Annotated in this window: 22 protein-coding genes and 1 pseudogene; 8 read left to right on the top strand and 15 right to left on the bottom strand. The window is 54.8% G+C overall.

Translation table 11 applies throughout. The features are described from left to right. Positions 1–21 precede the first annotated feature (21 nt). From ACZ1HV_RS08995 to ACZ1HV_RS08980, 4 genes are all read right to left on the bottom strand, one after another. Complete coding sequence (locus tag ACZ1HV_RS08995; RefSeq protein WP_298814051.1) at positions 22–375, bottom strand: TIGR02301 family protein; 354 nt, start codon at positions 373–375, stop codon at positions 22–24. A gap of 95 nt (positions 376–470) precedes the next feature. Further along, entirely contained in the window at positions 471–1499 is a 1029-nt protein-coding gene (locus ACZ1HV_RS08990; RefSeq protein ID WP_472717877.1) for a DUF3179 domain-containing protein, read from the bottom strand. 106 nt (positions 1500–1605) lie between these two features. Continuing rightward, positions 1606–2028 (bottom strand): NUDIX hydrolase, encoded by a 423-nt coding sequence (locus ACZ1HV_RS08985; RefSeq protein ID WP_472717876.1) that lies wholly within the window; start codon positions 2026–2028, stop codon positions 1606–1608. A gap of 26 nt (positions 2029–2054) precedes the next feature. Further along, positions 2055–2567 (bottom strand): hypothetical protein, encoded by a 513-nt coding sequence (locus tag ACZ1HV_RS08980; protein WP_298958953.1) that lies wholly within the window; start codon positions 2565–2567, stop codon positions 2055–2057. A gap of 126 nt (positions 2568–2693) precedes the next feature. Here ACZ1HV_RS08980 and ACZ1HV_RS08975 point away from each other — a divergent pair, with 126 nt between their 5' ends. Together ACZ1HV_RS08975 and ACZ1HV_RS08970 are read left to right on the top strand one after the other, a co-directional pair. After that, complete coding sequence (locus ACZ1HV_RS08975; RefSeq protein ID WP_472717875.1) at positions 2694–3443, top strand: SOS response-associated peptidase; 750 nt, start codon at positions 2694–2696, stop codon at positions 3441–3443. Positions 3444–3503: 60 nt separating this feature from the next. Further along, the gene (locus ACZ1HV_RS08970; protein ID WP_472717874.1) at positions 3504–4361 is read left to right on the top strand and encodes a methyltransferase; all 858 of its coding nucleotides are present in this window, start codon (positions 3504–3506) and stop codon (positions 4359–4361) included. 11 nt (positions 4362–4372) lie between these two features. On the opposite strand, the gene ACZ1HV_RS08965 is transcribed toward ACZ1HV_RS08970, so the two are convergent. From ACZ1HV_RS08965 to ACZ1HV_RS08950, 4 genes are all read right to left on the bottom strand, one after another. Beyond that, a complete protein-coding gene (locus ACZ1HV_RS08965; protein ID WP_472717873.1) occupies positions 4373–6139 on the bottom strand; it encodes a caspase family protein in 1767 nt (588 codons plus the stop codon). Between the two features lie 214 nt (positions 6140–6353). Next, complete coding sequence (locus ACZ1HV_RS08960; protein ID WP_472717872.1) at positions 6354–6785, bottom strand: glyoxalase superfamily protein; 432 nt, start codon at positions 6783–6785, stop codon at positions 6354–6356. 330 nt (positions 6786–7115) lie between these two features. Further along, entirely contained in the window at positions 7116–8600 is a 1485-nt protein-coding gene (dnaA, locus tag ACZ1HV_RS08955) for a chromosomal replication initiator protein DnaA (protein WP_472717871.1), read from the bottom strand. A 994-nt stretch (positions 8601–9594) separates the two neighbouring features. After that, the gene (locus ACZ1HV_RS08950; RefSeq protein WP_472717870.1) at positions 9595–11007 is read right to left on the bottom strand and encodes an FAD-binding oxidoreductase; all 1413 of its coding nucleotides are present in this window, start codon (positions 11005–11007) and stop codon (positions 9595–9597) included. Between the two features lie 170 nt (positions 11008–11177). Here ACZ1HV_RS08950 and fabI point away from each other — a divergent pair, with 170 nt between their 5' ends. The 3 genes from fabI to ACZ1HV_RS08935 all read left to right on the top strand — a co-directional run bounded on the left by fabI (position 11178) and on the right by ACZ1HV_RS08935 (position 14092). Next, positions 11178–11996 carry an enoyl-ACP reductase FabI gene (gene fabI, locus ACZ1HV_RS08945; protein WP_152503013.1) on the top strand — a complete coding sequence of 273 codons (819 nt, stop codon included), beginning with the start codon at positions 11178–11180 and terminating at the stop codon, positions 11994–11996. 85 nt (positions 11997–12081) lie between these two features. Continuing rightward, complete coding sequence (locus ACZ1HV_RS08940) at positions 12082–12726, top strand: histidine phosphatase family protein (RefSeq protein WP_472717869.1); 645 nt, start codon at positions 12082–12084, stop codon at positions 12724–12726. A gap of 196 nt (positions 12727–12922) precedes the next feature. Next, on the top strand, positions 12923–14092 hold the full coding sequence (locus ACZ1HV_RS08935) for a DUF3095 family protein (RefSeq protein ID WP_472717868.1): 1170 nt from the start codon (positions 12923–12925) through the stop codon (positions 14090–14092). Between the two features lie 6 nt (positions 14093–14098). Here ACZ1HV_RS08935 and ACZ1HV_RS08930 read toward each other — a convergent pair whose 3' ends face one another. Beyond that, positions 14099–15217: an EAL domain-containing protein gene (locus ACZ1HV_RS08930; RefSeq protein WP_472718419.1), complete on the bottom strand. Its 1119-nt coding sequence runs from the start codon at positions 15215–15217 to the stop codon at positions 14099–14101. Then, positions 15117–16346, bottom strand: coding sequence for a GGDEF domain-containing protein (locus ACZ1HV_RS08925; protein ID WP_472717867.1), 1230 nt, complete (start codon positions 16344–16346; stop codon positions 15117–15119). Before ACZ1HV_RS08925 ends, ACZ1HV_RS08930 begins: the two co-directional genes overlap by 101 nt. A gap of 326 nt (positions 16347–16672) precedes the next feature. On the opposite strand from ACZ1HV_RS08925, the pseudogene aroC reads away from it, so the two are divergent. Further along, a pseudogene (gene aroC / locus ACZ1HV_RS08920) lies at positions 16673–17757 on the top strand (chorismate synthase). Between the two features lie 19 nt (positions 17758–17776). Here the strand turns inward: aroC and ACZ1HV_RS08915 are convergent. Beyond that, a complete protein-coding gene (locus tag ACZ1HV_RS08915; protein ID WP_472717866.1) occupies positions 17777–18610 on the bottom strand; it encodes a sulfite exporter TauE/SafE family protein in 834 nt (277 codons plus the stop codon). Between the two features lie 23 nt (positions 18611–18633). On the opposite strand from ACZ1HV_RS08915, the gene ACZ1HV_RS08910 reads away from it, so the two are divergent. Further along, positions 18634–19497, top strand: coding sequence for a LysR family transcriptional regulator (locus ACZ1HV_RS08910; RefSeq protein ID WP_298958983.1), 864 nt, complete (start codon positions 18634–18636; stop codon positions 19495–19497). A gap of 162 nt (positions 19498–19659) precedes the next feature. Further along, positions 19660–20547: a YghX family hydrolase gene (gene yghX, locus ACZ1HV_RS08905; protein ID WP_298814049.1), complete on the top strand. Its 888-nt coding sequence runs from the start codon at positions 19660–19662 to the stop codon at positions 20545–20547. Between the two features lie 49 nt (positions 20548–20596). On the opposite strand, the gene ACZ1HV_RS08900 is transcribed toward yghX, so the two are convergent. From ACZ1HV_RS08900 to ACZ1HV_RS08885, 4 genes are all read right to left on the bottom strand, one after another. Then, positions 20597–22129: an MFS transporter gene (locus ACZ1HV_RS08900; RefSeq protein ID WP_472717865.1), complete on the bottom strand. Its 1533-nt coding sequence runs from the start codon at positions 22127–22129 to the stop codon at positions 20597–20599. A gap of 22 nt (positions 22130–22151) precedes the next feature. Further along, on the bottom strand, positions 22152–23039 hold the full coding sequence (locus ACZ1HV_RS08895; protein ID WP_472717864.1) for an alpha/beta fold hydrolase: 888 nt from the start codon (positions 23037–23039) through the stop codon (positions 22152–22154). 63 nt (positions 23040–23102) lie between these two features. Next, positions 23103–24206: a patatin-like phospholipase family protein gene (locus tag ACZ1HV_RS08890; protein WP_472717863.1), complete on the bottom strand. Its 1104-nt coding sequence runs from the start codon at positions 24204–24206 to the stop codon at positions 23103–23105. Between the two features lie 188 nt (positions 24207–24394). Beyond that, entirely contained in the window at positions 24395–24916 is a 522-nt protein-coding gene (locus ACZ1HV_RS08885) for a hypothetical protein (protein WP_298813685.1), read from the bottom strand. Positions 24917–24936: the final 20 nt, after the last annotated feature.

Below are 24936 nucleotides of genomic sequence, written 5' to 3'. Positions count from 1 at the left end.
TTTTGAAAGTTTTCTGTGGAATTATCGGCCGTATCGACTGGTGACGTCGGTGATAATTGTTTCGCCTTCGCTCAGGTACTGTCCCATTGCGATACGCGCCGCGTCAGTGCAGTCCCGGTAAGCAACTGAAAAGCCACGATAACCTTGGTTAAAACGTTCGATAAAACGTCGGCGCCGGTTTTCGTCCAGTGTTTCAGCGTCCAGAAAGTCTTCCATCTGGTCCCGCCAGCTTGGGGTGTCATCTTCGCCGCATAGCGGTCTGAGAAAATGAAGGGCACCGAAGATTTCTGACAAGCGCATCAGCTGTTGTTCAAAGGGCGGCTCGTCCACAGAACTCTCCTGCGCCAATACAACTTGTGCAGGTAGCGACAGCATTGGAATCGCAAAAAGGGCAGCGCGGGCCGAGGCAAATCGCTTGCATCCGTTCTTCATGAGCGGATCATGCGCAAGTGAGCTGCATGCTGCAAGCGCTATGGTGACTTGATCCCAAGAATTGGCAGTTCAGGGTGAAAGGCGTGAACCACGAATGCGAAGGTTACGTCATGAACGAGCGGCACTTCATCAGATCCCGAGGTCTTCACCGCGTCGACAGACACGATAGAGCGGCCTGCGTCGGTTTTGCCTTTGTCCAGGATGGAGGAGATTTCACCTGTCCAGCGCAACGACACGCCGTCTTCAAGCTCAAGCGAGCCATTTTGGCGGATGTGTTCCAGCGTTGCCGCAATGAGCGTGTCACCATTGCGTAGGATCACTACCCTTGCCATCGGATTGATATCGTCCGGCAAATCGCCTTTATAGAGTGGATAAGGTGCGGAGCGACTGTCATACCCGAGATAGGGATTGTGACCATAGTTGCGTCTTGCAGGCACGGGCCGGGCAAGGACCTCGGCATTTGGGTGCGCTTTCTTGAAGTCCGCAAAAGCAACGACCCTCGACGGGACCATTTTCAGCTCCCGGCCGGCATGCGTTCCAACAATGCCTTCACCCGTAAACTGCTGCCACCAGGTCTCCGATTGGCGGTCGTACATAACAAGGTCAGAGTTGCGCAAAAGTCCGGTTGTTCCGAAATCCAGTAATTCGCTGTCGAGCCTGCGGTCGAAGACGATGGAGGAGTTGCAGAGCGGGCAATAGGTAACGGCGACCGGGAGATCGTCAATGCGATCGTTGACAATTTCGTGCCAGATGAGGATCTGTAGCGGATAGGCCTTGATAACGTCGCCTTGTTCCAGACGGATCACCGGTTCTCTGCCGTCCAGCCAGGTTATCGTGCTGGCCGTTTCAAATTGCGGCTCATCGATCGATGGTATCCCGTCCTTTGGTGGGCCACCGGAAAAAATATCTTTGAAGTCGACGGTGGATTTTGAAAAATCAGTGGTGAAACCGCCCCGCTGCCATCGTTCGGGACTGGCATGACCTGAGCTGGAGAAGGCGAGGGCGAGAAGGCTGACAAGTGTCATGGATCGCAGGAGCGCTGCTCCAGTAGTTCCTAACGGCCACATGGTCGTGTCTCCGAGACGCAAGTTGTTTCTGGGCCATCGTCCAACATTTTTCAGCGGAAATGGAATCACAGTCTTTGCAAAGCTGCGTGAAGCGCATAGGCGACTGTCAGACCTGCATGAGCCGCCGAATTCGTTTTGGTGTACCAGGCGTTGTCGGTCGGTCATCCAGATCGTCGATGTGAACCCACGCAACATCAGCGGCGTCATCGCCGGCCAGAGCCGACCCGGAGAGATAACTGCCCCGGAAGACGGTCAGGATGAAATGGGTCACTACCTTTCCGTGCTCGTCCCGGACTATGGAGTCGAAGGTTTCAACCGGTTCATCGAGAATGGCTTGAACGCCGGTTTCTTCAAGCAACTCTCTTTCGGCAGCTTGTTTCAGGGTTTCACCCAATTCAACAAGGCCTCCGGGCAGACTCCAATGACCAAGGTAAGGCTCCTTGCCGCGCTTGATCATGAGCGCCTTGTTGTCTTTAACGCACAGTACACTGACACCGACACGGGGCGCATCTGGATAAAAACGGGACATATACCGGCCTGGGAAAGTAGTTCGGATCAGGCGAACAGGGCGTCGATTTCCGCCTGGGCACCATCGCCTTCATGTTGCGTTGCTTCTGGCTCAACATGACCGTGGATCACGGCACCGGCAACAGAAATCAACGGTTTGATCTCATGGGTTGCTCTGTCGGCGATTTCCGCAGCAACGGTGGCAGGGTCGGCAGCTTCGCGAAGCTGCGTCTGAATTTCACCAACCAGGTTGTTGATGTCTGCAACCTGGGCTTCCAGATGTTCACGCAAGTAATTGGGCGCGGCGTGATAAGCCGCAATGGCCAGATTCTTGTCCTTGAAGGTCGAATTTTCAAAATGACCTTCATAGTCCAGAGGTTCCCAATCGAGAACATCTTCTGCGCAATCAGGCATTGCCGGAAGCATTTCCAGCAGCATCATCACTTCGTTGAAATGATTGAGGTAGTCCGTTGCCAGACCAGTCTGGGGATTGATATTCGCCTGCTCCAGCCTTTCGGCTGCCAGATCCCCGGCGCCCAAAACTGGATCCAAACACTCCATACCCGTCCCCCGTGATTGACTTGATGATCAGACTACTTCTTTTTGTTTCCAATTGCCTAACTTGGCATCAGCTTGTAGCGCCGAGTTCTGAACGCGAACCGGTTCCGGATAGGGGATACCTAAAATGTGCGGCCGACTTGCCCTCACTACGCCGCCGGACGCTGTTCGGAGTTTTTTGAATATCTGGACCAGCCGAACTTTCCGCCCAGATACAACATCGCACCAACACAGCCCCTGGCAGTCGTTCGCCAGGACTTCGGTAAGCGCAGATTTCACCTATTGCGCTGGGGGCTGATACCTTCCTGGGTCAAGGACCCTGGCAGTTTTACGCTTCTGATCAACGCAAGAGCGGAAACAGCCGCTGAAAAACCCTCGTTCCGCGCAGCGATGAGGCATCACCGCTGCCTCATTCCAGCGTCGGGTTTTTATGAATGGCGGCGGACGCCGGAAGGCAAGCAACCTTATTGGATCCACCCTGCCAACGGTGATCTGATGGCATTTGCGGGCCTCTGGGATACCTGGTCAGACCTTGATGGCGGCGACATGGATAGCGGTGCAATTCTGACCATGCAGTCCAATAGGATGATGTCGGGCATTCATCATCGAATGCCGGTCATTCTGAAACCGGAAGTTTTTGATGTGTGGCTTGATACGGCAAATGTGGATGTGCGTGAGGCAAAGAAACTTCTGGTTCCAGTTGAGGATGACTTTCTGGTCGCTGACCCTGTTTCAACGCGGGTGAACAAGGTCGTCAATGACGATGAAGACGTGCAGCGTCCTGTCAGCGAAGATGAGATGGTCCTGGCCCATGCAAAGCCAGTGGACTCCAGGTCTGGAAAACCAGCCAAGGACGACAGCCAGCTTGATCTTTTTTGACGAAATTTCCCGTGCAAAGCGCAATGGATGCTTGTAGGGGAGGGGCTCTAAGGAGATCCGATGAGCGATGATGACGACGCACCGTCTCAAGGCAACGAGACAGACAATGAAGCGCTGGCTGAGGCGTACAACAAAGGGCTCGAGCTTCAAAAGACCGGTGATCTGACCGGGGCGGAAGAAGCCTTCCGGTTGGCATTGGCACTCGATCCGAAGGACACGGGAGGCGTCGCGATACGTCTTGCGGCCATAGGTGTTGAGAATTCTCCCGAAAAAATGCCTGATGCCTATGTGGCAACACTCTTTGATCAGCATGCAGATGTCTTCGACGAGATCCTGGTTGATGAACTGGGGTATTGCGTGCCTTTGCTGGTGCGCGACCTGATTGATCGCCTGGCCATTGGCCCATTCGATCGCATGCTCGACCTTGGCTGTGGCACCGGGTTGACAGGTGTATCCCTCGCGGATTGCACGCATCATCGGACAGGGGTCGATCTGTCGGAACGCATTGTGGAATTGGCCTATGATCGAGAGGTCTATGATGACCTTTATGTTGGTGAAGCCGTTGAGTTTTTGAAAGATTTTGAAGAAGAGGACGGTTCCAGGCCACATTGGGATCTGATCGCCGCCACGGACGTGCTGCCCTATCTGGGAGCGATCGAACCGTTCCTGAATGGAGCGTCAAACCGGCTGAATGCACGCGGGTACCTGACTTTTTCCACTGAAACCCTCCCCAAGGAGACCCTCGCAGGCCGGTCATATATGGTCGGACCCAAGAACCGGTTTGCGCAAGGAGAGGCTTACGTTCTCGCCGGGCTTGGCGCTGCCGGATTTGAGGTCCTTGCCATGGAACCGATCACGGTTCGTCTTGAGGAAGGTGAACCCGTCCCCGGGCATCTGGTGATGGCACGCTTGAGCTAGGCTCTGGCATTTTACTTTGAAAAATAGAATTCACGGCGAAGTGCCGAATTGTGCCAGGGAGATTGAGAGCCTTGCGTGGAGGCATAGACATCGGCCTTGACGCGCTTGAGCATGATTTCAATTTCCAGAGACGGCGTTTCGATATGTTTCAGTAGAGCCTCGGTAAACGGACTGTTCTGGCCTTCCCCGTCCAGAGCGACATCGCCGGGGGCTGTTGCAAATCCGATCAGGATATTGCCATCTCCCGCACGCGGTGCTGCGAGGCCGCGGCCAACAGAGGCACTTCGGCTAAGGGTTCGAAACCGCCGGGACAGTGGGTTGTCCCGGCAGGCGTCGAGCAAAGCGATCGACAGTCTGCCGGGGGCGTTCATGTAGTTCAGGACCGTGCCGAGTTCGATTGTTTCGAAATCGACTGCGGTTGCGTCTTCCAACTTGGCATCGATCGGAATAAGGAAGTTTCTTCCATCCATCTGCATGGCATGACCGGCATAGAAAAAGAGCGCAACATCCGCGTCCTGAATGTTGCGCACAAAGGATCTTATGGTGTTCTCCATGGCCACCTTGCTTTGGTCGAGACCAAGGATAACCGTGAAGCCAAGCCGTTTCAGGGAGGCCGTCAGACCTGCCGCATCATTCTTCGGATTGGGCAAGGGTGTCGTGTGCTCATAGGCCGAATTGCCGATGATCAGAGCAACACGCTTTCCATCAGGCAAAGATGACAGGTCAGGCAAATTCGGGGATGAAGCAGGTGGATTTGAGTTTGCATCAGGTCCGATGGTCGGCACGCCCGGCGAAACAGCCCCAGACGAGGATGGCTTGGCAGCTGCCAGATAACGGCCGTGCGCCCAGCCTCTCATGCCGTTGGTAAGCTCAATTTCGAACCAGGCGCCTTGCTGGGCAAGCATTGAAACCTCGGTTCCCTCAAGCAAGCGCGCAATTTCCGTGTGACGGGATCCTGCACCGGTCCGCAGCGACAAAAAGCTGTCGCCACTGTCGCTCAGATCGCCGACAACGCCAGGGCGGGGAGGAGCAATCGACCGTTTTGCAATTGTCGGTGACGTGACCGGAGGAGGCGCAATGACGGGCGTTTTCGGTGAAGGCGCATACGAGGGCGCAGAGGCTACGTACTTGCTGTAGGCCCAGCCGCTGCGCCCGTTTGCCATTGCGACATTGAGCCAGGAACCGCTGCGCCCCAGGATTGTGAGCGGAGTATTTGGGGCCATACGTGCGACTTCCTGATAACGCGTCCCGGGACCTGTACGCAGCGACAGGTAGTTGTCGCCACGCGGATCCAGGCCACTCACATAAGCCTGGGGTGGCGACCGTTCGGGCGATGGACTGGTTCCTTGCTGCAGGGCGGTAGCGGCAAACAGTGCCTGCGAAGCCGCGCCTGTCATGCCGGTGGCGGACCAGACCGCATATTGAAACCGCTGACCGTTGTGAAAATAGCTATCACCGGGAATGATCCCCGTGGAAACCAGCCGGGCCCTGTATGAATTTCCGGCTGGCTGTCTCATCCAGCCCAGTGTGACGGCATACCAGCCGTTGTTGGACTGAAAGACAGTAACTTGCGGAAATCGTTTGGCAAATCCACTTGCCAGCGAAATTGCGGTATTTGCATCAGGCCGGCTGGCGACTACCAGCCAGCCGGAATTACCGCCTGGCATGACAGAGGCAGACGCGGTGGAAACCAGGGCTGACGCCAGCAGCGCGAACAGGACGCATAATAAGCGCAGCCGGTGAAAGGGCTTCGAGGCAGCGGCGATCTGCTCGGTCATGTCTGACGTCCTCGGGTCACGGGTACGAACCTGGCCCAAGACGCCGCTGCCGGCGGGTCGGTGTGCCAAGCCCTTCAATTTGTCTGAATTGCTACTATGCCATGGCTTCCGCCGGTTTTCATGATTTTACGAAACGGCGAACCTGAGTGTGGAGGAGGACGCGGTGCTGTCCTCAAGCGAACGCAAGGCCAGCACCGCGCATTGGAACCGGACATCAACCTGATGTCTTCAGTCGCAGATATGGTTCACCGTTGGAGGTTTTTTTGACCGCGATACCGTCAGCCGTGATCACGCAGGTAACGCGACTGCGCAACGCGGAAAAGCTGTCGAATGTTACCACGTCGACCGGTGTATCGAACTGGAGGGTGATCCGGTATTGCCCCGATGATCCCAGCTTGGAAAGCGACAGGATTTCGCCTTCAAAGGGCTGGAGCATGTATGTCCCCGTCACCCGGTCCGAGACGGAAAAGGAAACGGAGTTTGGCTTTGAGAGTGCCGCGCAGGCTGTATTCCAGTCCTTAAAGCCATGTTGCACCGACAAGATTTCCAGTGCCTGGCTGTGGGAAACGGTTTGGCCTTTTGCAGCGAGCGCGGTACGCAACCGCTTGGCCTGAGTTTTCAGGTCGGCGACGCTTGGAGGCGACATGAGATGTACCTTTCAAGAAAGGCAGGCGATGTCGACGGGGCCCGCATTGCCATCAGCCTGCACAGTCCTGTGGAAGCTCATGCATGTCCGCGAATGGATCGCGCGAGAAACTTCACCAAGGGAAATGCCCGCGGGCGGCCGGTGCTCTCGAACCGGAGCCGTCAATAAGCGTCGACCTCGATTGAGTCAATGACCAAAAAGAAAGCCGCTATTGCGGCTTTAAGGAGAGGGAGGTTTAGATGAACCGGCAGGCGGTAACCGCTGCCGGGAGTTTGTGCGCAATCGGATGGCCCCGATTGCGCAGTCAGCCGGGAGCGACCCCGGATCGGGTCAGGTGTGAACCAGACGCTTCAGGAGTTCGACTTCCTGAGCAAGCACGGTGTCGTGCTTCACCATGGATTCAATTTTACGGACTGCGTGCAGCACCGTTGTGTGGTCGCGATTACCGAACCTGCGGCCAATTTCCGGCAAAGACCGCCCGGTCATGACCTTTGCGATATACATCGCGATCTGACGTGGACGCACCAGCGTGCGAGCCCGGCATGATGACAGGAGATCTGCCTTGGTGACACTGAAATGCTTGCAGACCACCTGCTGAATTTCTTCAACCTTGATCGAGCGTGGTTCGCCGATGCGTACCAGGTCGTGCAGGGTTTTTTCCGCAAGCTCCATCGTCACGGATTGCTTGGTCAATTGGTTGTGTGCGAACAGCCGGTTCAGAGCGCCTTCCAGGTCGCGAGCAGAAGAGATGACGTACCGTGCTATATAGTCGGTAACCTCCTCCGGGACGGAAAAACCCGGGTGCGTCCGCCGCGCGGAAGCGGTGCGTTTTCTCAAGATGTCATGACGCAAGGCGTAGTCCGTAGACTGGATGCCGACAACCTGGCCCCTCTGGATCCGTTGCCGCAGGCCATGTCCCAAAGTATCGAGATCTTCCGGCGCACGATCGGATGCCATGATGATTTGCGAAGGAGCTTCCATCAGCAGTTCGAGCGTCTTGCTGAATTCCTCATGGGCTTGCTTGCCATGGAGAAACTGAAGGTCATCCACCAACAGCAGATCGATGGATCTCATCGCCTGACGGAGCACCGGAAATGCCGGGGTCCGCAGAGCAGGCACCAGATGGTACATGAAGAATTCTGCGGACAGATACGCGACCTGGCGTCCGGTTTTCCGGGCCTCGGTTGCCGCTGCCTGTAGCAGATGAGTTTTGCCGATCCCGGTTGTTGAATGAATATAAAGAAGGTCCAGCGTGCCTTCGTGGCCTGCTGCTATCTGGCGCACTGCAGCACAAGCCAGGCTGTTTGAAGCGCCTTCAGCGAACGTATCGAAAGTGAGCTTCGGGTTCAGGGCCGCACCGCTCAGGAAATCGGTCGCAGCTTCTTCACCGCTGTCTGCAAGACAGGGAATGGCGGCAGTGCCGACAGCCGAGCCGAATTGTGGTGTGCTGCTGAATGGAGCAGGTCGACCACTGATCCTGCGAGCCGTGATTGCCTTTGGTGGGGTCTTGCTGATCTGACGGGGGCGTAATGCTCCGCGAACGGTCAGTTCAATGCGGTTGATTTCGCCTTGCTCGCGTTTCCAAAGTCCAACGAGTTGCTTTTCATAATTGCTTTGGATCCAGCTTTTGAGAAAACGGGTCGGTACTGACAGCCGAACTGCGTCGCCTGTGGTTTCTTCGTGTTTGACGCGTCCGAACCAGTTGGAAAAAACATCATCTCCAAGTTCGTTTCTCAATTCCTTTTTTACACGATCCCATTGATCCGAGCTTGCTAGGTTCTGAACCTGCATAGTGGCCTCCATTTGAGGGAACATGCATCTTGCTCCCCCGTGCACTGTCTAATGGGCTGCGATATTCCGCCGTCGCTGCCCGTTGCTTTTGTTAGGTCTTTGGACCCTTTTTGGGCCTCCTGACCGGTGGCTTTTTTACGCCTATGAAACACCATTAACCTTTTACTTACCATGTTTACAAATAGCTTATTCTTATGAGGTCATAGACGTTTCATATTGTAATTTTTGTAGATGACGATTGCGGCGCATGTAAATTTTACATGGCGAATCTTGCATTACGTTTGCGTCAGGGAGTTGTTTTAAGTCCTGACCGAGTTGATCTCCTTCTGCATCTTCAAGAATGCCTTTGGGCATAAAGACAGTTTTAGGAAATTATTAACTTTTCGGGATTTTTTCTCGAAGTTTTCAAACGCTGCTTGTAAAAATCGGGATTTTAAGCAGTGAAAATCTGGCGATAACGCAAATGAGCTAGCGAATTTTAACGATAGCTCATTCCAGGTGTATTTCGCGCTAGGAGGCGAACAGCCCGAAGTTCTCAACCTGCAGACCCCGAAGCGGCGACTCGTTCAGACGAAGTTGGGGACAATTCCAGCCGCCGGGTGGGACGTTTTTGGGCAACGCGAGTGGGGATCGAACTGGGCAGCGTTTGCAGAAACTTCAGTAGGATCAGCTTTCTGCGCGCCGGTGCATAAGGTATTAGGGTTGTTGATTTTCTATTGGCGCGGGAATTTCTTATCCCCAGGCCGTTAGATAATTAAGGTGTCTCGCCAGTATTACCAATTGATCGTTTGTCGTTTTGAACGGTTGGTGCATGTCCGGTCGCTTTCTGAAGTCTTGAACGGCGAATCGTGTTTTTCCAAAGGACAGTGCCAGTAATTCGGCGTGACTACTGTCCGTCTGGAAATGTATTCACGCAGTTCTTGTTTCGTTGGAAAGAAACAGGAGCTCAAATTGAAAACAGCTGCCGATGGGATCGGCAGCTGCTGACATGCGAGTTCGAATTGATTTCAGTCAGGCGTCACAGAACCCGCTCAGGATTGAGAAGACCCTTTGGATCGAACGCCGACTTAATTCTCTGCATCAGATCCAACTCGATATCCGCTTTGACTTCCTTCAGCAGCGACCGCTTCAGCCTGCCAATCCCGTGTTCGGCTGATATGCTGCCGCCAAAGTCCTGAACAATGCCGTGAACGATTGCATTCATGTCATCCCAGTTCACCAGGTAGGCAGCCTTGTCTGCACCGACTGGTTGGCTGACATTAAAATGAATGTTGCCATCCCCGATATGGCCGAATGGCACAGGCCGGCAACCAGGCACGAAGGCTTCAACGGCTGCGGCAGCTTTGTCCAGGAACTCCGGGATCGAGGCAACTGGCACCGACACATCGTGTTTGATCGATCCGCCTTCTGCTTTCTGAACCTCTGACATGCCATGTCTTATGTGCCAGAAATCCTGTACCTGGCTGAGGTTCTGGGCAAACGCCGCGTCTTCCACCAGTCCGTCTTCGAACGCATCCCCCAAAATGCCTTCAAGCAGGTCGCGCACCGGAAATGCGTCTGACCCGCTGGAGAGCTCCATAAGCACATACCATGCGTGAGACCCTTCAAGGGGATCACGGGCTCCGTCCAGATGGCTCAAGCAAAACTCAACGCCGATACGCGGCATGATCTCAAAGCCGGTCAGGACGGGTCCTGCCTGCGCTTTGGCTAGCGTGAACAGCCTGAGAGCCGCATGAGGGTCCGGCAGTCCAACGAATGCTGCTTCCATTTTCTTGGGCTTCGGAAAAAGCTTCAGGGAAGCTGCGGTAATAATCCCCAGGGTGCCTTCGCCGCCGATAAATAATTGTTTCAAATCATAACCGGTATTGTCCTTGCGAAGGGTCCTGAGCCCGTTCCAAATCTCTCCCGTCGGCAGGACGACTTCGAGCCCGAGAACAAGGTCGCGCGTGTTGCCATATGCCAGTACGGAGGTGCCGCCGGCATTGGTGGAAATGTTGCCGCCGATCTGGCAGGAGCCTTGTGCACCGAGTGAAAGCGGGAACAGCCGGTCGACTTTTTCGGCCTCATTTTGCAGCGTCTCGAGAACAACTCCGGACTCCACAATTATGGTGAAGCCGACCGGATCGACAGCGCGCACCTTGTTCAGCCGCGACAGCGAAAGGACGATCTCATCCCCGGTTTCCTGCGGAATCTGCCCACCGACCAGGCCTGTGTTGCCGCCTTGCGGAACAACCTTCAGGTTATTTTGATAGGCATAGGTCATCACCGCGCTCACCTCTTCGGTGGAGCCGGGACGCAGCACCATCGTTGTGACGCCCTGGTAGAGATCGCGCCACTCTGTCAGGTAGGGGGCTTGGTCGCTTTTGGCGGTCAAAACATTTGCTGCGCCGATTATCTCGGCGAAGCGATCGGCGTGGGGGGAACGCTCCATGCGCGGGTTCCTCGTTAAGTTTGACAGTAAAATTTGCGCGCCAACATAGTGGGTGATCGGGCCGCCGTCGACGCCTCATTCCGCTGCCGGGTCTCTTGAAGGAAGAAATCCCTTGTGCCATAGGATGCCAGCCCATTCGGGTGGTAATGAAATCCTTTTCGGAGATGACGATGGCGGAAACGCGCGGACTGATGAATGGCAAACGTGGCCTGATCATGGGCGTGGCAAACAACAAATCAATCGCCTGGGGCATCGCCAAAGCTCTGGCGGATGCAGGCGCGGAGCTGGCTCTTACCTATCAGGGTGATGCCTTGAAGAAACGCGTTGAGCCGCTGGCAGATCAGTTGGGTGCCATTGTTGCCGGACATTGCGACGTAACCGACGCAGCTTCGATTGATGAAGTCTTCAAGACGCTGGAAGACAAGTGGGGCAAGATCGACTTCCTCGTTCATGCTGTCGCTTTCTCCGACAAGGCTGAGCTGACCGGGCGGTTTGTTGAAACGAGTTCGGACAACTTTGCACGCACCATGGACATCTCCTGCTATTCGCTGGTTGCCGTGACGCAGCGAGCAGAGAAGCTGATGGCCGATGGCGGGTCGATTCTGACACTGACTTATTATGGCGCTGAGAAAGTCATGCCGCACTACAACGTCATGGGTGTCGCAAAGGCTGCGCTGGAGACGAGCGTCAAATACCTGGCAATGGATCTCGGTCCGCAGAACATCCGTGTCAACGCGATTTCGGCAGGGCCAATTAAAACGCTTGCTGCATCTGGTATCGGTGACTTCCGCTATATCCTGAAGTGGAATGAATACAATTCACCGCTGCGCCGCACTGTGACGATTGAGGAAGTCGGCGACAGCGCTCTGTTCCTGCTGTCCGATCTCGGTCGCGGGGTCACCGGTGAAATCCAGCATGTGGATTGCGGCTACAACATTGTTGGAATGAAGGCGGTGGATGCTCCAGACATATCGGTCGTAAAAGACTGAACTGGTTCAATGGCCGGCCCAGTCCGGCCATTTTTCTTTGCGCGGTCTCATGGCCGCCAAGCCTAGTCTTTGTTCTGGATCTTTTATGACAAACGCCATCCCAAATCCGGCTTCGAGTGAGCTGCCCAAGCTACATGACCCTGAGTTGCTGGTTTTTGTTCGCCATGGACAGACGGACTGGAACTTCGAAGGTCGTATGCAAGGTCATAAGGACATTCCTCTCAACGCAACGGGGAAGGGGCAGGCAACCGGCAATGGCGAGCGCTTGAAAACCTTTTTGGAGGCCGAAGGCATCAGTCATCAGTCTCTGGATTTCGTTTGTTCGCCTCTCGGTCGTACCAGATCCACCATGGAGTTGATGCGTCAGGCCATGGAGATCGACTCAAAAACCTACAGGCTTGATGATCAGCTGAAGGAAATCACCTTTGGTGCCTGGGAAGGCTTCACCTTGGAAGAGTTGGCTGACGAAGAGCAGGACCTTATCCTTAAGCGCCGGGCTGACAAGTGGAGATTTGTTCCCCCCGATGGTGAAAGCTACAAAATGCTTTCAGGGCGGATCGGCACCTGGCTGAAAACGGTCGACCGGCCAACGGTCGTCGTCTCGCATGGCGGCGTGTTCCGTGTCTTGCGCGGCCATCTGGAAGGGCTGGACACCAAACGGATCCCGAAACTGGATGTGCCTCAAGACAAGGTCTTTGTCTGGCGCCGCGGCACTTTTGAGGAAATCTAGCTCGCAGAAGTGACAGGCCAGATCTTGCAGCGGGCAAGTCCAGAATTGGACCCAGCTCTTTCGAACGAAGTTCCTGTCCGCGCATTCGTCAAATATTGAATGCCGAAACACAAATAATTGACCACGGCCGGGTCGATCGTCTGATCGGCAACGCGCTTAGCAACGTAGCCTATCAAAGGTTACAGGGGCAGAAACCGTGTCTGCAGATGATTTCTATAGTGAATTACCGAGTTTTTCCGACTTCAGCACCGTTGGTGATCTGCAGGACTACCGCCCTGTTCCAGACGGCTGGTGCGTTCTTGCGGCAGACATCGTCCGTTCAAGCGATGCTGTTGCGGAGGGGCGTTACAAGGACGTCAACATGGTTGGCGCTGCTGTCGTAGCTGCTGTGCTCAATTGTGTCGGCAGAGAGCGGGTGCCGTTTGTCTTCGGCGGCGACGGCGCGATGCTTGTTGTTCCGGCAAGTGAAGTCGCGGCCGGCCGGGAAGCGCTGGCAGGAGTTGCGGATCTTGCCAGACAAGTCATGGAACTTGAACTGCGTGCGGCAGCGATCCCCGTTGCCCACATCCGGAAGCTCGGAGGCGACATTCGCTTGCGTAAATACCGGCTGAGCCCAGGCAATCATCTGGCGATGATTGTCGGTGATGGTCTGGCAATGGCCGACCGGATCCTCAAGGATCCTGACGCTTGCGCGCCGTTTGCCGTGTCGCAGGAAAACACGCAGCTGCCACCGCTGGAAGGATTGTCCTGCAGGTGGGAACCGCTTCCTGCACAGAACGGTCACATCGTGTCACTGATTGTCAAACCAACCGGGCGCAAATCACTCCCGGATATCATGAATGATCTTGCCGGCGTCATCGGGTTCAATCCCTTGATAGATGACGCGAGGACAAAACTTGCCGAGGGGCCCCGACTGAAATTCAGGTTCCCTCCGCGCGGTCTCAAACTGGAAGTCAATCTGGCATCTGCCGGCAAAAAGGTCAGGGGATGGTCGATGGCACTCGTCGAATGCGTGTTTTTCGTCTACGGCTATTCCACCGGCAGGCGGGTGGGGCCTTTTGATCCGAAAAAATACTTCAACGAACTCAGCCTGAACTCCGATCATCGCAAGATCGGGGATAGTCTGCAGCTTGTCCTGGATGTCACTGCCGAACAGTTGGCGGCAATCAGGGACAGTCTTGCAAAAGCCTACAACGCCAAGGAAGCTGTTTTTGGCATGCACGTCTCGGATGAAGCTTTGATGACCTGCTTCGTCGAGGACATAGGCAAAAGCCAGCACATCCATTTCATTGACGGTGCAAATGGCGGATTTTCCATGGCAGCAGCCGAGTTCAAGAAACGTGAAGCGGCGCTCGGCTCTACCTAGGAACCTCTAACGGGAGCGGGCCGAACGGATCGAGTTCTGGTCGGGCAGTTGTGTTTTGAGAGAGAAGTTCCGCCTGAGGATGAGCGTCGCCAGCTCGTCTTCCGGAACGGCCTTCGAAATCAGGAAGCCCTGGATGACATCGCATCCGTTTTCCAGGAGCCACTGTCGTTCCGCTTCCGTTTCGACACCCTCTGCCAGGACGCTGATATCAAGGCTCTTGGCAAGGTTTATCAAGGCGCTGGTAAATTTCTGCAGTGCTGGTTTGTGATCAACTCCGGAAATGAAGCTTCGATCGATTTTTACGCGATCGACCTTGAGATCCCTCAAGCTTGAAATACTTGAGTGCCCGGTACCGAAATCGTCCAGTTCGATGTGAAAGCCGAGGTCTGACAGGCGTGCGATGTTTTCCTTGATAGGAGCGGCGGTGATTTCGTCGATCATGACCGCCTCCAGTATCTCAAGGCTGACGGTCGCTGGTTCCAGCCCCATGGCACGGACTTGTCTGTAAAGTGCGTCGACCGCCTCCGCACTGGCAAGAAGGCTGGCGGATACGTTCAGGCCAAGGTGGAAATTCCGTTGTGTTCGGCCACTGAGGCTGTCGGCGAGGCGCAAGGCGTTGGTGCGTACCGTCGCTTCGATAAGCTCCATGTAGCCGGCCTCGACTGCTGCAGGCAAAAACGAACCTGGATAGCGCACCTCGTCGTGGTCGATCCAGCGGACCAATGCTTCGGCACCGACGATTTCACCCGTGCGAATATCGATTTGCGGCTGGTACCACGGCAGGATGACACCTTCTTCGATGGCCTTGAGCAACTCCTTGGCAATTTCGCCGTGTTCCTCGAAGGCTGCGCGCATTTTCGGAGTGAAGAGATCGAAGGTACTGTAGCCCTTCTGTTTGGCTGACCTTAGCGCAAGGGCCGCATCAGTCAGTGTGTGGCTTGTGAGGCAATCGCCTCGCTGGCTGATAAGAAGGCCGACATTTGCTTCGATCTTGACCTTCTGATCGGCAACAAACCGTTCTTTTCTAATTTCCTGAATCAGTTCTTCGGCAAATTCTTTGAACTTTCCTGCGTCCTTCAGCTCTGGTCTGAACAGCAGGAATTCGGTGCCACCTGTGCGGCTCAGGAAATCTTCCGGGTCCGCGATTTCGCCAAGCTGCCCGGCAACACTCCTCAGGATCGAGATCCCCGCATTGATCACTGAAACGATCGTTGACCTTCTTGAATTGCCGCAAATCGAGCAACAGCAATCCATATCGCGCAGTCGGGGCCGGTTCGGGAAGTGTCTTTATTCTTTTGAGAAGAGCACGACGGTTTGGCAGGCCTGTCAGCGGATCATGATAGCCGAGGCTTTCGATTTCCTGTTGGGTCCGTTCCGCGAGGGCTCTTGTCAAGGCAACGGAAATTGCAAAGGCCGCGACAATCACAAGTGCACCGATCAGTCCGGCGAGAAGAACGTCGAGCTGCATTTCGGTCCGTCGCTTGACTAGATCGCCATTGAGATAGTCCAGGCTCGACTGCCAAAGTGCCAGTGTTGCAAGCATCAGTTCCGGGTGCACTTCGGCAATCGGACCTGCAGCGACATCCTTGCCGGTCTTTGCAAGGATCGTAGATCGAAGAAGCTTGCTGCCTTCAGATTGAAAGGCAAAATTTGCCTGCCGGAAGAGTTGCGTCTTGCTTTGCAGCACCGCGGAACCCGGTCCTTCCAGCTTGTCGATGAAGTTTGCCGTAATTTGTGACGCCGTATCGGCAGCAGCCTTGAACTTTCCACCTTGAACGGTGATCAGCATCTTCTCCCAGACGTTGACCTTCTTGCGTGTGTAAAGCCTGCGAGCATCATCGGTCATCTTGGAGGACTCGATGATCACCGAAAAAAGCAGGTTGTTGACAAGGTTTGGCAGCGTCGAAGCCTCGTAGGACACCGACATGTCGAGCATTGCCACCCGGGAAATGCTCACGCTCAGTTCCTGTGCATACCCGAGAGATGTCTTAACGTCGGGTTCGTTGAGGAAAATATCGAGCTGGCTTGTAAGAGGGTCGGCAAGGTTTTCACCGCCGAAATCGATCAGCTCTTGCCTGAGGTTGGGTGGAACTTTACCGAGAGAGCCAGTGACGGATTTTTCTTGCACAAGCGGGCCAAGCGCTTGAATGAGGTGCAGTCCGCGCAGGCTTCGATCAATGGCTTCGACGTTTTCGAATTTGTTTTTGAACCACAGTGAGGCGAACAGCAGGCAGGGCGCCAGCAGAAAAACCATTAAACCTGTTAGCCAACCCCGAATGCGCACTTCTGTGTCTCATATTAGCCCCAGTTCCTAAAGGTAATACCGATAGAGCCTTAAGGATTGGCAAATCTGTAGCGATTTTTTTCCTGTGCAATCAAATGCTGTAAAACCATAGATTGAGAGCCGCAATGAAACGCAATGTGATTTTGGGGCAGAAAACGGTTTTCAATCGATTTTGAAGCAGCCAGTGGCAATTGCGCGAAATCGCCTGTTGTCTTGGGGCATGGGCTTGAGCTTGATCTCCTGATGGCGTATCGCTCAGCGCCTGACAACTTTCCTGATATTTTCGGATGCTGCCCATGTCACATAACAGTTTTGGCCACCTATTCCGTGTTACCACATGGGGCGAAAGCCATGGACCGGCAATCGGCTGCGTGATCGACGGCTGTCCGCCGCTTGTCCCGCTCACCGAAACCGACATTCAAGGATATATGGACCAGCGCAAGCCCGGTCAGTCCCGCTTCACAACGCAACGACGCGAGCCGGACGAAGTCAAAATTCTCTCCGGTGTTATGGTCGATGAAGACGGTGTGCAAAAAACCACCGGAACACCGATTTCCTTGATGGTTCAAAACATGGACCAGCGGTCAAAGGATTACTCTGAAATCAAGGACCGTTTCCGGCCAGGACATGCAGATTTCACGTATGACGCAAAATACGGGATCCGCGACTATCGCGGTGGTGGCCGTTCCTCTGCGCGCGAGACCGCCATGCGGGTTGCCGCCGGAGCGGTTGCCAGAAAGGTGTTGCAGGGCGTTACCATTCGTGGCGCGTTGGTCCAGGTTGGGCCCCACAAGGTTGATCGTAACAATTGGGATTGGGCGGAAACCGCAAACAATGCATTTTTCGCTCCCGACAAGCAGGCGGCTGAATTTTGGGCGGAATATCTTGATGGAGTTCGAAAAGCCGGATCCTCGGTCGGTGCAGTTATAGAAGTGGTTGCCGAAGGTGTTCCCGTTGGTTGGGGAGCACCGATCTATGGAAAACTCGACACTGATCTCACCGCTGCGATGATGTCCATCAATGCAGTCAAGGGTGTTGAAGTCGGCAATGGGTTCGATGCGGCTACTTTGACAGGGGAAGAGAACGCTGACGAAATCCGCGTCAATGACGTCGGGCAACCGGTATTCCTGACCAACAACGCAGGTGGTGTCCTGGGGGAATTTCCAACGGCGATCCTCTGGTTGTGCGATTTGCCGTAAAACCGACATCGTCCATCCTGACCGAGCGCAAGTCGATCACCCGGCAGGGTGAAGAGGTAGATGTGATGACCAAGGGCCGTCACGACCCCTGCGTCGGCATTCGTGCGGTCCCCGTAGGAGAGGCCATGATGGCGTGTGTTCTGGCAGACCACTTTCTGCGGCACCGGGGCCAGGTGGGCTGACTTTTTCTGATTCTGTCCGCTATGCGAGAAAAAGCCTCAGGACACCCGCGCAGGACAGCATGATCAAGAGCCCGAGACAAAAGCTTTTATAGGCACTTTGCAGTCTTTGACTGAAGAGGCGGCTTCCCAGAAAGACACCAGCCAAAACGGCAGGTGCCAACGCAATGCCGCGTCTGAGTGCGGTCTCGTTCAGCACGCCAAAATAGAGCAGCGCAATGAACGACACTGCCATGCTCGCAAACAGATATAGCACCAAAGAGGCGCGCATTTTTCGAGCCTCGTGCGCAGTGCCAAGAACGTAAAGCGCGATAACCATACCGCCAACGGATGCAAGCCCGGTGGCAATGCCGGCCAAAATCCCCGTTGCCGGAAGCGCGCCGCGTATCTCGAAAAGCTTCAGATTCACTTTGAAAAACTGAAAGACCGATAGCGCCAGGACAAGCGCAAGGGCAACGGCTTTTGAAATTTCTGACGGAATTGACGTCGTCGCCAAAAGTCCCAGAGGTGTACCAATGGCACTGCCGGCAGCAAGAGTGAAGGACATACGCCTGTCTGCATCTCTGAAGCCGCCGCGGAACATCACGAGGCTTGCGGCAGTCTCAAGCAGGAAGCAGATCGGAATAAGGTCAACGGGTGGCAGAAACACCACCATACTTGCCATCACAACAGCAGAAAGCCCGAAACCGGTAAATCCACGCACGGCGCCGGCAAGGAAAGCTACGGCCAGCGAAATCAGAAAGAGAGACGGTGGTAGTCCGATCCAGTCGGCAAGTGCCTGCATCTTGTTCCAATCCTTCAAGTGATCATGAGTACTGAGGTATGCAAAGACGCAGGTAAATGCTCGATTTTGCATAGTAGGTCTGCAAGTATGCAGGCATGAACTGGGAGAACCTGAAATACTTACTGGCATTTTATAGAGCCGGAACACTCGTCGAAGCCGCTCAAAGGCTCGGGGTAGATGCAACCACGGTCTCTCGCCGCCTTGCTGCGCTTCAAGACGAAGCCGGCGTTGCATTCCTGGAGCGTTCGTCTGGAGGGGCTCTAACTCTGACGCGTGCTGGCCAAAAAGCGGTGCAGCACGTGGAAATGGCCGAAACGGCCCTGGTGAAACTGGATGAGGACCTGACCGGTGCGCGGTTCGCCGAGGAAGGCATTGTTCGAATTTCCTCAGTCCCTGTGGTGGTCAACAGCTTGCTGATACCGCGCGCAAGCGCGTTTGCGTCCAAACACCCGGGTATTGAACTGCACCTTGCATCCGAAGGTCGCAATGTCAGTTTGCCGAAGCGCGAGACCGACATGGCAATTCGGCTCGGTCGTCCAGGTGAGGGCGGGCACAATGTCAAGGCAAAAAGGATCGCTGTGCTGGATCATGCGGTCTATTCGCCTGCACATATGCGGTCGACGGACTTGCCCTGGGTTCAATACCACGAAGACATGAGTTTTCTGCCTCAGGCGCGCTGGGTGGCCGAAAACGGTTCTTCGGCAAAAAGCGAGCTTTCGAGCGTGCGTCCCTACGACCTTGAAGGTGTGATTGAAGCCGTGGCAGCGGGATTGGGCAAGTCTGCATTGCCAACACTTATCGCGGAAAAGGACGAACGTCTCTTCAGGCTGTCGAAGACCGAACCAGAATTGTTGCGCGAAGTCTGGCTGCTGCAGCACGCTGATCAGGCGTCGCTTGCACGCATGAAAACCGTCAGCCATTGGCTGGAGGAGATTTTCAGCGTCAAACCTCGCATTTGAATTTTGCTCGCAGTCGCCAATGGCTCGTTGGAGCCCTGACTGATACAAAGCGTTACACAATTCTTTGGTGCGCAAGCTGGATCTCAAGAAAGAGGCTTCTAGTTGCCTGAGGGCAGAAAACCCGAATTTTCAGGGAGCATGGACATGAATGACATGACACCGGTGCGCCGCATGACGGCCAAGGACTTCCCGCAGGAATTGCTGGACCTTTATGATTATTATGCTCACGGCAAGATCACCAAGCGTGAGTTTTTGAGCGGAGCGGCCAAGTTTGCCGTTGGTGGCGTAACCGCGACGATGCTGCTTGGTCAGCTTTCGCCCAATTACGCACTTGCGCAGCAGGTGGAACCCGATGATGCCTCGATTGTGACCGAGCGCATCACCTATCCGTCGCCGAACGGCCATGGTGAAGTCAACGGCTATCTGGTGAAGCCGGCCGGAGCAACCGGCAAGCTTCCGGCCGTACTGGTGATCCACGAGAACCGAGGTTTGAACCCTTATATCGAAGACGTCGCCAGAAGACTGGGCAAGGCCGGCTTCATGGCGCTGGCACCCGACGGATTGACCTCTGTCGGCGGTTACCCGGGCAATGACGACAAGGGGCGCGAACTGCAGCGCACGGTCGACCGGGAAAAACTGCTCAATGATTTTTTTGCCGGATTTGAGTTCCTGCTGAACCACGATGATGGCACAGGCAAGGTCGGTGCGGTTGGCTTCTGTTATGGTGGCGGTGTCGTCAATGCGATCGCGGTCGCTTATCCAGAGCTTGCTGCTGGAGTACCGTTTTATGGGCGTCAACCTGATGCTGCCGACGTTGCAAAGATCGAAGCACCTTTGATGGTGCAACTTGCCGAGCTGGATGAACGCATCAATGCGGGCTGGCCAGCTTATGAGGAGGCTCTCAAGGCCAATGGCAAGGACTATGTCGTGCATATGTATCCGGGCGCAAATCACGGCTTCCACAACGACACGACGCCACGTTTCGACGAAGCCGCAGCAAGGCTCGCCGAGGACAGAACAGTGGCGTTTTTCAAAGAAAAGCTGATGTAGGTTTTAGCAAGGACTCAAATCCTGAACCCGGGCAGCAAGCCCGGGTTTTTTAGTCTTGTTCAAGCGTATCAGGCGCTATTTCTGGTTCGCCTTTTTGTGAGAAAGACCAAATCGAAAATATTGCAGCCAAGAGCACCACGCCCGCTCCCAGGTAATAGCCGGCAGCAATGGCTTCCGTCGTAATGTCTTTGAGTTCGTCGAGAGCCCGCGGCCAATGTGCACGGAGCTGATCGGTTGCCGTGGCCTGAGCCTGCTCCGATTGGAAAAGAAGAACCTGCAGATCGTAGCGTTTATCGGCGAGCGGCTCCAGTTTCTCCGCAACCATCGAAATACGGTCCTTTTCAATAAGGTTGATGACGGAGCCGATACAGGCAATTCCGAAAACACCGCCGGTTTGCCTCAACGTTTGCAATATCGCTGATGCAGTGGCGCGCTGTGTCTGGGAAACGTGCGACAATCCTTCCGTCGTGACAGTGCTTGCCAGCAGACCAAGCCCAAAGCCAATCAGCATCATGCCCGGGACCAGCCAGATGATGTTGTTCTGCTCAAGAACGACAGCTTGTGAAAAGAAACCAACCGAGATGGCAAGCGTCCCCGCGACGGCAAGAAGCCGGAAGGGGACTTTGTCAAACAGATACCCCGAAACCTGCGCCATCACTATGATCGTAAGCACAACCGGCATCATGGAGAGGCCGGTTTGAAATGGGGAAAAGGCAAGTACGTTTTGGATGAAGACCGCGCCGTAGACAACCTGTCCAAGCATCGCGAACTGGATACAGAACAAGACAATGCCACATCCGAGAAAAACACGGCTCTTGAACATAGAAAAGTCGATGATCGAGGCCCCTTTCGCGGGTTTGCGAAAAGGCAGAACGCCGAGAGCGAGCAGTCCGGCAACCGCAAGGGCGAGTGATATCGACACCGCCATGGTTCTGTCACCGAAGCTTTGAATGGCAATTGTCAGGGTAAGAATTCCGGCGATAAGCAAGAATGCCCCTTTAAAGTCAAATGGTATCTCATTGCCTTTGGGAGCGTGTCCGCTGAACAAGACTGCGCTTGTGAACGTCACCAGTCCAATTGGAACATTGATCAGGAACACCATGTGCCACGAAAGGTGCTGGACGAGAAAGCCGCCAAGCAGCGGACCGGCGGCCAGAAACAGCAATCCGCTGCCCACGTAGATCGACATAGCTCTGCCGCGCAGTTCTGCCGGAAAAATGCCGAAGACAATTGCAGTTGCGGCTGGCTGCATGAGGGCAGCTCCAATGCCCTGGCCAATCCTTGCAAGAATGAAAACCTCACCGGTTGGCGCGATCGCGCAAAGAAGGGAGGAGGCTGTAAAAAGGCCAACTCCCGCCGTGAATGAGCGGTAGTGACCAAATCTGTCGCCTGCCCAACCGGCACAGATCAATGCAGCTGCAAGGGCAAGCGTGTACCCGTTGACAACCCACTGCAACTCCATCGGGCCGAACGCAAAGGCACGTTGCAATGGTGGGAGAGCAATCCCGATCACCGTTTGGTCGATCATGATCATCCCGATCGCCCCGGTCATGTTGACCAGGATGAGATACCGTTTATCCATCGCCAATGAGCCTTACCGGAGCTTAAATACCGTTCATGAAGTGAACAATGGCATGTTGAGAGGCTGGTTCGTCAAGGATGGGGCAGTGGCCTCGGCCCGAAATTTCCGCAGCGGTCATGCGCGGGGCGATGTCCTGCATCTGTTTGATTGTTGCAGGCGCGGTTACATCGGATAAAACACCGCGAATTGACAGAACCGGCAGGTTCAGTTCTGCCGCTTTTCTGTGTGCGGCCCAAAGATCACGTGGTGTCTCTTTGTTTTCGGCAAGGGCCTTTCCAAGGTTGTCGTCATAGCGATGATGCCACTTCCCGTCCTTCAGGCCATACATCGACACAGCCATGCGCTCATAGTCCGCGTCGCTCAAGCCTTGAAACTGAGCGCCGACATGCTCTTTCAAGGTCGCCACAACTTTCGACAGATCTGATTCATCGGGAAGCTTGCCTGCATAACCGAAAATGCGGGCCATGCCGGCAGTTTCAATCGTGGCTCCCAAATCATTCAGGATGGTTCCGGCCAGCATGTCAGGGTGATCTTCGACCATGAGCATTGCGAGCAGTGCACCAAGTGAAGACCCGAGCAGAACGACGGGCTCTTCTTCAAGGTGCTGCCAGAACTCGTAGATGTCACGGATGTAAACCACAGTGTTGTAGTTGGAATAGGCCGGGTCGTGATCCGAGGTGTCCCGTCCGCGCAGGTTCAGCGTGTAGATCCTGAAGGTGTCTGCCAGCAGGTTGGCGGCGGGATCGAGATCGCGGACATTTCTAGTCAGGCCCGGAAGAGCGATGATTGCCGGTTTCCCGGGAATTTTCTCTCCGTATACGCGATAGGCCAGAGAGAGGCCATCAGACGTTGCGAAGGTCGTGGCTTCGTAATTGCCGGAATCGTGCTTGCTCTCAATTGAGCTGGTCATGTCTGTACTCCTGCCGGAAACGCAAATGTGCGGGCTGACTGCACAAATAAATGAGCCCGTGCCCTAGGCTGCCGTGTTCCGGCGTCGAGATTTGCTATCTTTCTTCGCTGCTGACGCAGCATCGACTTCACTTTGAATTCGATTATGGATGATGTAGTTGATTTGAAAGGCGTTTTTGTCCAGCGCGTAGTCAGCGGATTTATAGCCGCTTTCGATTCTCTTCCCGATTGTCGTAGGACTGAAGTCGATCACATTGCGCAGCGCGGCTCTTTCTGCGGGTATTGTGAATATGTGGGAAATTGCTCGAAGGCGCATGAGGCTCTTGAAGGTATCACGCTCCCGGAGAGGAGAATCTTCCGGCAGGTCTTGTTCAAGGTCCCAGAGCATCTCTGCAAACTCATATGCCTTGTCGTGACCTTCGAAGGTCTTCCAGAACTTGTCTTCGTATACAAGTTCGGTCATTCGGTCGATGGACTGGCCAAGATCCTTCGGCACATCCCCAAGAGCGCCGAAAAGCTCGATCACGAAGATCGGCAGATGGGCGGTTTCATGCTCGTTTAGAATGCGCACAAGAGACTGGATGGGGGTGTTGTCGTAAATACCGCCGTCCCAATAGTGCTCGCCGTCAATTTCAATCGGCGGGAAGCTCGGGGGCAGAGCACCGCTCGCCATGATGTGCTCCGGTGTCAAAGTGTGTGTCCGGTTTGAAAACCGCTCAATTTCACCGGAGACCACATTTGTTGCCGTTACGACCACCGTCGGCGCTTCGGGCGCGTTCAACCTGTCGAAGTCGATATAGCGCTGCATCGTTTCGAGTGCGGGCGAGATATCGTAGATGCTGGGCCGCCGCCCCATGCCGAAAAGAGTGCCATGCAGTTTGAAGAAACGCGGGTGCCCCAGACTTGTGTAGGCGGTGTTGTAGTTCTGGAAGAGCGGAAAGGGGTGCTCGTGGCCCAGATAGTCCCACATTTCCAGAAGCGTTTCATGTGCTTCGCCGTATAAGGGAGCTGCGAGCACGGCTGCGTTCAGTGCGCCAATCGACGTCCCGGTCAGGATCTCAGGTCGGTAGCCGAGTTCGTAAATTCGTTTGATCGCGCCAGCCTCATAGGCCCCGAGAGCTCCTCCGCCCTGGAGGACGAGACCAACTTTTTTCGCTTTATCATTCATGACTGACCCATTCGGCAACAGAAGACGCATTGGCAGCGGTTGCTGCAGCGCAATAGAGTGAGGGTCAGTCTGCGCGAGCAATATGGATGGCCTGTTAACAGCTAAGGTAAATTTGACTTAACCTAAGAGAAAAACAGGAGGAATTTGGATAGAGAATTGAATTCTATGAGTAAAATCAGGACGCGCAACTAAGCAGATTTATAGCGGCGTAGTCGCTGAAAGATCTCATCGGGATCGGCCGCAAGCGTATGCAGATTGACTATGACCGCATCGCAGTTGGTTTCAGATCGCACGCGACGCCAGTTGCGGAGCATGAGGTTCTTCCATGGCGGCAGGGCCTGATCTTTGTTGATGGCCTCACCGAGGGGGCAATTTAACAGGATTTCCAACCGTACAAGAATGATATTTCGAACCGAGGTGCGCTTGATGTCGATCTCGCTGACGGCGGCCCAGTTTATGAAACCAATTCGATCGACAAAAAGCCCATCCTCATTCGCACCGAGTTGAGGTTGTCCCTTTTCGACCATCGGATAGTGCCAAAAGGCGATACCGAGGGGCAGAAGCGCTGCAAGCGATAGCAGCGGCAGGCCAGCGACAACGCCAACAACTGCCATCATCAGGCCTAGCAACACACAGCCATAGACAAGACCTTCGCCCTGGCTGCGATTGTATCCGATAGCGAATGGAACAGGACCTGTGGTTTCGTGCAATTGCCTTTAAGCCTTTTCCT

The organism is Roseibium sp. JB4-4, from assembly GCF_055693425.1.
This window is presented reverse-complemented; position numbering and strand designations above follow the sequence as displayed.